Raw genomic sequence first — 11079 nt, 5'->3', positions numbered from 1 at the left:
GGTATTACCTTTGGCCCCAAACTAGCAGATGGGAGCCAGTCGATTGTACTGGTAAGTGATAACAACTTCAACCAAAGCCAATTTACCCAAATCCTGACTTTGGATGCAGACTTAGTTCCAACTGCTGCACCCACACTAGAAACCCGTCCCGATTTGTTGGACGATGAAACCTTGCCAGTAGATCAACGAGCTGATGCTGATGATCCTGCGATCTATGTTAATGCCACAAACTCTGCCGATAGCCTGGTATTAACCTCAGTCAAAAATGCTGGATTGCGGGTTTATGACTTGTCTGGTAATTTGTTGCAAACAGTTAATCCCGGTGGCATTCGCTACAACAATATTGACCTGCAATACGGTTTTAAATTAGGCAATCAATCGGTTGATATTGCCGTAGCTAGCGATCGCGGCAATGATAAACTAGCAATCTTTAAAATTAACCCCAACGCCCCCGGACAATACCTGGAAGATATCACAGATAGCAGTATTGGGACTCTTTTCCAAGCAGCACCTTTTGCAGAACCTTATTCCTCATCTTCTCGGAGTGCTTACGGGCTTACTTTATACAGAAGCCCCATCACCAATGATTACTATGTCTTTACCAGTCGGCGAGAAACTGGAGATGTAGCTCAGTTTAAACTGATTGACAAAGGTAATGGCAAAATTGGGGCTGAACGGGTGCGGGAGTTTACCATACCGACAATTGAAGGACGCGATCCTCAAACTGAGGGTATGGTGGTAGACCAGGAAACTGGCTTCCTTTACATCGGACAAGAAAATGTAGGTATCTGGAAGTTCCAAGCAGAACCAAACGGTGGCACAACTGGTAAGTTAATTGATCGAGTCAGAGATTTAGGTGGTAATTATCTCACAGATGACGTAGAAGGACTGACGATTTATTACGGCAAAAATGGCACAGGCTACTTATTAGCATCTAGCCAAGGTGACAATACCTTTGTTGCCTACACCCGTGAAGGTAACAACGAATATGTAGGTAACTTTGCCGTTGGTAATAATGGGCCAATTGACAGCGTACAAGAGTCAGATGGTGCTGATGTAATTAACGTGCCACTGGGGTCTAACTTCCCATTTGGTTTATTTGTCACTCAAGATGGTTCTAATGAACCAGCCAAAATAGTTAGTGATGAAGGTGAAGAGGAAAATATCAGTTCTAACTTTAAGCTGGTACCTTGGGAAAATATTGCCAATGCCTTCCCCAATTCTCTAAATATCGACACTACTAGTTACGATCCGCGCAATCCTGTTGCTCAACCCAAGCTGACTATTTATGAATTTGAAAACTTACCTAAGTTAGGCACGACTTCTGAGAATCAAGATATTTTCTTGGGTGGTTTTTCTGGGTTGTATTTCCAAGGGTTTGCAGCAAATGGCAACCTGAAGTTTGTCACCAACACAGACCGTGGCCCCAATGGAGAACCTGATGGTGTTAAAAGACCATTTTTATTACCCGACTTCCAACCAGAAATAGTCAGTTTTGAACTCAACCGTACCACAGGTGAAATCAGCATTACCAACAGAACAGGACTATTTCGCCAAGATGGAACAACCCCATTAACGGGATTGCCTAACTTGCAAGCTGTAGGAAACGGTTTAGCTTACACAGATGAAATTGCCGTTGACTTAGACAAAAATGTTTTAGCTAACGATCCTTTGGGTGCTGACTTAGAAGGCATTGTAGTTGCGGAAAATGGAGATTACTGGTTGGTGGATGAGTACCGTCCGGCAATTTACCACTTTGACACTAATGGTAAGTTGATTGACCGCTTTATCCCTCAAGGAACTGCCACAGCGCCCAACCCAGATCAATCAGCTGAAACTTTTGGCACTGAGGTATTGCCAGCGGTTTATGCCCAACGCCGCAATAACCGAGGATTTGAAGCTGTTGCCCTAGAAGGTAATAAATTATATGCCTTTATTCAGAGTCCAATTGATAATCCAGATGTCGCCAATGATGCGACTTCCAAAGCTTCTCTCAATCTCCGAATTCTAGAGTTTGATATTGTTAGCAAGCAGGTAACAGGAGAGTATTTATATAGTCTAGAAGGTCTACCAGGAACCGATAAGATTGGCGATGCAGTTTCTTTGGGTAACGGTAAATTTGCAGTAGTTGAACGAGATGACAATGGTACATCTGCTGGCAATAAACTAATTTACCAAATTGATTTAGCTGGCGCGACCAACATCAACAACCCTGCTAACTTTACCTTGCCAGTTGGTAAAACTATTGAACAACTTACCTCTGCGGAGTTAGCTACTGCCAATATTACCCCTGTCAGCAAGAGTTTGATTGCTAATGCTGCTCAGTTGGGTTACACCGGGGTGGAAAAATTAGAAGGTCTAGCATTGGTAGCACCCAATACTCTAGCTTTGCTTAACGACAACGACTTCAACATTACGGGTAATACGGCTGCTGAAAAACTCGGTATTCTCGAATTACCCAATAATTTGACAACTGTACAGCCTACTTTCCCGAACGGTTTTGGTTCTAGCAACAGCGATACTGTCAATCTTGAGCCAGGACAATTCTTTAATGCAGGTGATGGAGAAGACTTTGTAGAAGGTGCTGAAGGTCACACAATCCTGGCTGGAAACGGAGATGACACAGTGCTTGCAGGGAATAACTCTTCAGTTTCCGGGGAAGATGGTAGCGATCGCATATTTATTGGTCAAAATGGCCCGACTCAAAATACCAGTGTCGATGGTGGCAGTGGTGATGATGTTATTACTGTAGTAGAAGCCAGTGGTAGTAATAATTTGTTTGGGGCGGCAGGTGATGATAGTCTCACAGTAATTGAAGGTTCTCGTCAATCATTATTCGGTGGCTCAGGTAACGACACCCTCACGAGTAACGGTAGCAATAACCGTCTATATGGTGGTTCTGGAGATGACAAACTCTTCTCTAATGTCAATGACTCCCTGTTTGGTGGCGATGGTGATGATGTGCTATTTGCTGGTCAAGGAGGTAGCGATCCCTACGGGGGGCTGCGCCAACGCCTCAGTGGTGGTACTGGTGCCGATCAATTCTGGATTACTAACGCCAGTCTGCCAACTAGCAAGAACATTGTCACTGATTTTACAGTTGGCATTGATAAAATCGGGCTGGGCGGTATTGGTGTTACTCAGTTTAATGCCCTGACACTATTACAACAGGGTAGTGATACCATCGTGAAAATCGGAAATGCCGAGTTAGTTTCATTGCTAGGAATTACATCAACTAATCTCACAGCAAATGACTTTGTTTTCTCTAGCAGTGTTGTAGGTTAATTTGTTCGCCTAGTCTGATTGTTACAGCTTCATTACACAGCAAAAGTTAATGAAGCTGTACTAAATGATTGCAAAAACCCTTATTTATAAAGTTCTCCCGCAGCCTATGGATGCGTAGACGCGTTTGCCTTTGGCGTAATTACTCAATTTTTATTTAGTCTATCATCCCTTATTTCTGCTCAATCAAACTCAACACTCTGTTCTCAAACGGGGTCAAATGCGATCGCTTCAACTCTCCCAAACATTTCAAAAATCCTTCGATTGGCGCTTCTCAGTTTCCATTATGCTTTTTTTATTCGGCACGCAAAACATTTAAAAGCTTGCTGTCCTGAAAGATTGTCATAGTATTTTTGGTCAATCAAGACATTAGCTGCTTCATAGTATGGTGTGCCTAAATCTTGAGCCATTTTTTGTTGGGAACCAAACCAATTAGGCACAAAAATAGTATCTTCTCGAATTCCCTGCCAAAGCAATGCTGTGCCTTTGATCGATCCTCTGGGACTTTCGACAATAATCTCATCACCATTTTCAATACCAGCAGTTTGCGCGGTTTTTGGGTGAATTTGTACTAAGCGAACACCATTTTTTTGCTTACCTGTGTAAGTCCAATGAGTAACGGAATGAAAATGAACTACGCTAGACCTGCCAGTTGTCCCCATGAGTGGATATTGTTTATGTACTTCACCAGTAGAAAGTTTGCCCAACTTCACATTGTGAGTCAGTGCGTGGGGATTTACCGGATTTTTTACCAGTTCTGCTAGATACTCGATTGTCGGATTTCTACCTGTGACTTCTGGGTGAGTATAGAAAATAGGTAAGGCAGAGTGTCCTGCTTTGGTCAACTGCTTTTGCAATTGTGAAGTGTAGATTTCCACTTTTCCACTAGGAGTTAGAAATCGCTTACCCTTATTTTTAACATCAAGGCTTTCTGCGGCCTGATACCAAGACGGATGATCCAGATAAAGTGTGCTGACACCTGGATGAGCTACTGTTGGGCAAGGCCAACGTAGGGGTTCGCTGCGTTCACTTAGCCTTTGTTGAGTCATACCAGCCATTCCTGGAGTGTTCGCCACAAAAGTTGTCCACAGATGACGGTAGTCTTTCCAAGAAGAAGGAAAGTTATCCTGCCAGTATTGCGGTGGATTACGTTTATCTAATTTAGCTGTGGCGTGTGCTAATTCAATCCAAATGTGCCAATCTGGTTTCGATTCGCCTATAGGAGGAACTACTTGTTGTTGCCAACGAATCGCCCTGTCATCTCGTCGCATATAGACAGTTTCCATCTCAAAACCACTAGTGACGGGCAAGATGATGTCGGCATAATAAGCCGATTCCTCCATAAATAGTCCCGTGTAAACATAAAATTCTAAATGGCGGTAAGCCTGTTGTACTTTCGCTGTATTAGAACAAGCTAACAGAGGATTGCCTTGAGTAATAAGTGCTTTGAGCCGATAAGGTTGACCTGAGATGATAGCTTCGGCAAAATAATCTGGCCCAACTGGTAAAGCTATGTCTTTTTTAGGTATCTTGCCTTCAATCGGTGGTAGATTTAATCCCCCAGGCCAAGTATTGTGCATGAAATTGCAGCCACCACCAGAAATACCAATATTGCCCGTAATTGCCGCCAAGAATGCCAAACAACGGTAAGTGTCAAAAGCATTCAGTTGATGAGAAATACCTGCGTTACAGAAAATGGCAGCAGGCTTGGTTTGAGCATAAGTTTCAGCTAGAAATTTGATTTTTGATACTGGAACATCTGTAATTTGTGCTGCCCATTCTGGTGTGTAATTATTGCTCTTAAGGTGTTGTTTAAGTTCGTCAAAACCCAGCACCCATGAGTGTACAAAAGCAGCATCATATAAGTTATGAGTAACTATGTGGTAGAGCATTGCTAAGACTAAAGCCAAGTCTGTGTGTGGTTTGGGTGCAATCCACTCATCAGCTTGCGCTCCAGTGGGAGTTAAGCGTGGGTCGATGACTATTAATTTGGCTTTGGTTTTCGCTCGGCTTCTCAAAAGGTAAGTAAAGGTAACAGGATGAGTTTCTGCTTGATTCGTACCCAAAAACAGCAAGAATTTAGCCGAGCCTAAGTCTTCTTTTTTAGTCGCACCATCAATCCCGTAACCGTTGGTAAAATTGCCTAATCCAAATGTCCAGGCCAAGGCATTGCCACCAGCATCGTTACATACAGGCCCGACATCTGTATCGTTAGGACTGCCTAACAAATTGAAATAACGTCCCACCAAAGAACCTGTACCTCGTGGTAATCTACCAGAAGTTTTATTCGCGATCGCTCTAGCTTCTCCTAAATCCCTAAGTGCCAAAAACTTACCCGCAATAATTGAAAGAGCTTCATCCCAAGAAATCTGCTCAAATTGTGAATCTGTTGAACCTTTCTCTCCTGCAACCCGCTTCATCGGGTATTTTAGCCGAAAGCGATTGTAGACTAGCTCAGTCATCATTGGCCCCTTGATGCAAAACCCACCAGCCTGTACTGGATCGTCCGGTTCACCTAAGACATCTACGATCCGTCCGTCTTTGACATGAACTTTCAGACGACACAGAGAATTACAAAATTGGCAAGCACTATTAACAATCTTGTCTGGCTGTAAGGCTGCTGATTTCTCGGTCAAGTCAAATTCAGTGCTTTGAGAAGAAATCTCCTTGCACTGCCCTTCACTTGTAGCATCTGCTGCATCTGCCACATCTTTTTTTAGTAACTCAACTCCAGTAACCGCAGCTGTGCTAATCGCTACTCCTTGGAGGAAACTACGTCGTGAGGTCTTTTTCCTGCCCTTTGATGTCATGGAGATATCTCCTTATATTTCGCACTGACTCCAGCTTTTCACAAAAACATAGCAAAGTCGGCTTTTTATTAAAAACTAAATACTTGGGCAATTTCATCGCTAACACAGAAGTACAAAAAAAATTATTTATATCATCAGAAATATGCACAAAATTTTTGACAACACATTAAGCAAAAGATTGCAATACAACATTTCTTAACCAGTCCACAATTTTTTCACAACTTTTGCTATGTATGTTAATTAATATGCAATTAAATTTGTTAATTTTGATACCTTAATTCTCTAGTGAGATGTCAATTATAGTGGTTGATATTTAATAGTTCAGACTCAACAAGTTTACAAGTCAACTACATCTCTAGATGTCTAGAACTACAAATTTTGCCCTCATAATACAGCAGATTTCAAGTGGGTAAGGTACACAAGCTAAATCTGTTACCCAGGTATAAAGTGTGTTTTACTCCTGAATTCTGAATTCTGCTGTATTACTTTTTTGATTCCACTAGAGCCAAGACCATCTCAACAATTAAACACAGGGAGATTTTCTTTCATGGCTAAGAACGTCATCATTATGATTGGGGATGGTATGGGCTGGGAAATGGCTCGTGCTGCGTCCATCTACAAAGAGATTCAAAATGGTAAGACAGGCGCTAATCTGAGTAATTTTTATACACAAGATAAGGGTCAAGGACTCAACTTTCAAACACTCCAAGGCTACGGTTTGGCAACCACCTATGGGACAACGATCGCCGATAGTAATGGAGTTTTTAGTACAGCTAATTCCGCCCTTGACGGGACTAATCCGATCACAGGAGAAAGCCCGGTTCGCCCTGGTTTCACCTTCGATCCAACTTTTAACCCAGGCAATACCCCAACAGGTGGTGCAAAAGTCAGTGATGGTGCTGTTGGGAACCTAGTAGGTTATGACCCTAGCAGAGGTGGTGTGAACCCTTGGACTCTCGGTAACGATCCTGAATATATTAAGTACAGCTATCCTGACTCTGCAAACACCGCTACAACTCTATACACTGGGGTCAAGAGCTACAACAACGCTATTGCCGTTGATATTTTCGAGAATCCTCTAGAAACAATTCTCAAAACTGCAAACCAAGTTGGTAAATCCACTGGTTTGGTAACTTCAGTTCCCGTTGACCATGCAACACCTGGTGCTGCTGCTGCCAACGTTAACCGTCGCAACAAGTATGATGCTGACTATCCGGCATTAGACAACATTCTGCAACAGGAACTCCGTGTCTATCAACCGACAGTATTACTTGGTGGTGGACACCCACTCTCTGCTCCTGGAGACTTACTACCAGCAGAGGTTGAGCCAAATACGAGCAATGAATACATTAGTCAATCTACCTACACAGAACTTAGCACTAAACCAACAAACAACCTCTACGATTACACCTTTTTGGAGCGGGGTGAGAATGCCGCCCAGAAACTAGCTCAAACTGCGGCGACAATCGATCCAGAAAAAGGCGATCGCCTCTTCGGGCTGTACGGTGCGCGTGGTCAAAATGGTAACCTACCTGTAAGCTCTGCCAACGGCGACTACAGCACCACTGGTTTAGATATGTTCAGCGTTTTCACTAACCAAGGTGATAACACCAAAGTAGACACCACACGTCCACTGCTTCCCGGAGAGACGGATGCATCTTTCATTGCCAAAGAGGTTAACGAAAACCCAACCCTCAATGACTTGACAAACGCTGCATTAGATGTATTGGGTAAAGATCCCGATGGTTTCTGGTTAATGGTTGAAGGTGGCGATATCGATTGGTCTGCCCATGATAACAACATAGACAACTTGATCGGCACCACCTTGGACTTCGATAAGGCAGTTGGATCGACGATTAACTGGATCAATAACAATGGTGGTTGGGATGAAAATCTACTAATTGTGACTGCTGACCACGATCACTACCTGACTCTCGACGGTAATTTTCCGACTTTAGTAAAAAATCAAGGTGCTGAAGCATTAACCAATTTGGATACCCCAGCAGAAGTTGGACACTACTGGGGGTCTGATCCCACTGTCAAGTATGGTTGGGGAAGTCACACCAACCGTCCGGTACCTGTTTACTACCAAGGTGCTGGTTCTGAAGTGTTAAATAGCTTGGTAGGTAAAGGTTATAACGCCTACGGTTCTGATATTCCAGGAATTGGGGGTTTAAACGATCAAACTCACATTTATCAAACGATGTTTGCTTCAATAAAGCCAAAAGTTGAGTTAGTCGGTTTTGCTTCTTTACCTGCTGATACCTTTAGTGATGGGCCAGCTTCTGGTGCAGAAATTTCAGCCAATGGTAGAACCGGGCCTTTCCCAGGACAGCCAATACAGGGTTTCAGTGGTGTCCAATTTGCTAACAGTAACTCTTTTTACTTCCTGTCAGATAACGGTTACGGTAGCAAAGATAATAGTGAAGACTTTCTACTGCGGATCAATCGTCTAGACCCGAATTTTAAGGGAACAGAAAATGGTGACGGCAGCGTTAAAGTTTTAGACTACATCCAACTGTCTGACCCTAACAACAAAGTTCCTTTCCAAATTGTGAATGAGGGAACTACTGGAAGATTACTGACTGGTGCAGACTTTGATGTCGAGTCATTCGTCTTTGATAAAGACGGGACAATCTGGGTTGGAGAGGAGTTTGGCCCCTACCTACTGCATTTTGATGCTACTGGTAAGTTATTAGAGGCTCCCATTGCGACACCTGACCAATTCAAAACTTTAGATGGAGAAGCACCTAAAGTCATTGGTCACAGAGGCGCGAGTGGCGATCTTCCAGAACATACCTTAGAGGCATATAAACGAGCAATTGAGGATGGTGCTGACTTTATTGAGCCAGACTTAGTAGTAACAAAAGATGGTGTGTTAATTGCTCGCCATGAGCCAGCTTTAGCAATTTTGAACGCTGATGGTACTGTCAATCTCAGCAATACAACCACAGATGTTTACGATCTTACCAAGTATCCACAATTTGCCGATCGCAAGAAAACAGTCAGTCTAGATGGAACAGAAATCACAGGTTGGTTTGCTGAAGACTTTACTTTAGAAGAAATCAAGACTTTAAGAGCTATACAGCGTGTACCTTTCCGCGACCAATCCTTCAATGGTCAATTTGAAATTCCCACCCTCGCCGAAATCATCGACTTGGTTAAGGAAGTAGAAGCCGAGACGGGTAAAAAGATTGGCATCTATCCCGAAACTAAGCATCCCACCTATTCTGCCGAAGAAGCTACTTATGTAGGCACTACAGACAAAATTAACCGAAACACCAGTGAAATCCTCATCGATACACTCAAGGCTGAGAACTTCACCGATCCCAGTCGGATTTTCATCCAATCCTTTGAAGTCGGTAATCTCAAGGATCTCCACGATCGCATTATGCCTAATGCAGGTGTAGATATTCCCCTGGTTCAACTTCTAGATGCAGCTGGAATTGAGCTAAACGGTGAGATCATAGAAACTCAACCTTATGATTTTGAAGTCAGTGGCGACCTTCGCACTTATGGTGATTTACGGACTCCAGAAGGTTTGGCTGAAATCGCTACCTATGCTGATGGCATTGGCCCTTGGAAGCGGTTAATTGTCAGTGTCAAAGGTACAGATGCTAATAACGATGGTATGGCAGATGATATCAACAACGACGGCACAGTAAATGATGCTGACAAAACGCTGTTAGCTCCCACGACCTTAGTTCAAGATGCTCACAATGCAGGTTTACAGGTTCATCCCTACACCTTCCGGGACGAAGACCAGTACTTAGCAGCAGATTACAAAGGTAATCCAGAACTAGAATTTCAGCAGTTCTTTCAATTAGGGGTAGATGCACTCTTCACAGACTTCCCAGATACAGGGGATAAAGTCCGAGATTTTTTGAGTAATCCTCAGAATAACCTAGTGCGATCGCCACAAAATCCCGATGTGCTTTCAGAAGACGCATTTGCTAACTTAGGTGGCTCCAAAGGTTTTGAAGGTGGAGCAATTAACGCCAGCAAAACCAAACTCTATATGCTGCTTGAAGGTACGGTTCAAGGTGATCCTGCTGGTGCTTTGCGGATTAACGAATTTGATATCGCCAGTCGTCAATACACTGATGAAAAACTTTACTACAGATTGGATAATCCGGCAAATGCGATCGGTGATCTAGCAGTCATTAACGATAATGAGTACCTAGTCATTGAGCGGGATGGTGGTCAAGGAGCCTCAGCTAAATTCAAGAGAATCTACAAAATTGACTTGTCTAAAACAGATTCTAATGGTTATGTAGCCAAAGAAGAAGTTGCAGACTTGTTAAACATCCAAGACCCTAATGATCTAAATGGAGACGGCAAAACCACTTTTGACTTCCCATTTGTCACAATTGAAAATGTTTTAGTTGTTGACAAAAACACCATTTTGGTAGCTAATGACAACAATTATCCCTTCTCTACAGGTCGTCCTGGGAACGATCCTCAAAATCCAGTCATAGACAACAATGAAATTTTACTGCTCAAGTTAGAGAAGCCTCTTAACCTTGCAGCTGGTTTAGGTCAGCCAAAAGCTGAAGAAATTAAGTTTGGCTCCACTGTCAGCGATGATATTACCGTTCAGCCGGATCGAACCTTATTCACAGGTGACGGAGCAGACTTTGTGAAGGGTACTACAGGTAACACAATCCAGACTGGAAATGGTGAAGACACAGTGATAATAAGTAGTGACTCCTCAGTGTCCACAGGAGACGATAATGATCAAGTCTTGATTGGTGCAAATGGCCCTGCTAATAACGCAAATGCTGATGGCGGCAATGGTAATGACGAAATTACCGTAGTCGAAGCCAATGGTACTAATAATTTGTTTGGGGCAGCAGGTGCTGATACCCTCACAGTAATTGAAGGTTCTCGTCAATTATCCTTCGGTGGCTCAGGTAACGACATTCTCACCAGTAATGGTAACAATAACCGTCTCTATGGTGGTTCTGGAGATGACAAACTCTTCTCT

The 11079-nt window shown here is 43.1% G+C and carries 3 protein-coding genes; 2 read left to right on the top strand and 1 reads right to left on the bottom strand.

Annotated features, from left to right (window positions below):
- On the top strand, nucleotides 1-3285 hold a 3285-nt coding region (locus IQ229_RS01520), incomplete at its 5' end, for a phytase (protein WP_194040635.1).
- A 281-nt stretch (nucleotides 3286-3566) separates the two neighbouring features.
- Here IQ229_RS01520 and IQ229_RS01515 read toward each other — a convergent pair.
- Nucleotides 3567-6092 carry a molybdopterin-containing oxidoreductase family protein gene (locus IQ229_RS01515; protein ID WP_194040633.1) on the bottom strand — a complete coding sequence of 842 codons (2526 nt, stop codon included), beginning with the start codon at nucleotides 6090-6092 and terminating at the stop codon, nucleotides 3567-3569.
- A gap of 547 nt (nucleotides 6093-6639) precedes the next feature.
- On the opposite strand from IQ229_RS01515, the gene IQ229_RS23620 reads away from it, so the two are divergent.
- A partial coding sequence (locus IQ229_RS23620) for an esterase-like activity of phytase family protein (protein ID WP_228012998.1) occupies nucleotides 6640-11079 on the top strand: 4440 nt, incomplete at its 3' end.

It is taken from the genome of Nostoc cf. edaphicum LEGE 07299, assembly GCF_015207245.1.
GTDB lineage: Bacteria > Cyanobacteriota > Cyanobacteriia > Cyanobacteriales > Nostocaceae > Nostoc > Nostoc edaphicum_B.
Note: the sequence above shows the minus strand (reverse complement) of the source record. Positions and strands in the feature narration are given on the sequence as shown.

Coding starts and splice junctions, on each gene's coding strand:
- IQ229_RS01515 (WP_194040633.1), bottom strand. CDS start 6,092: ATGACATCAAAGGGCAGGAAAAAGACCTCACGACGTAGTTTCCTCCAA.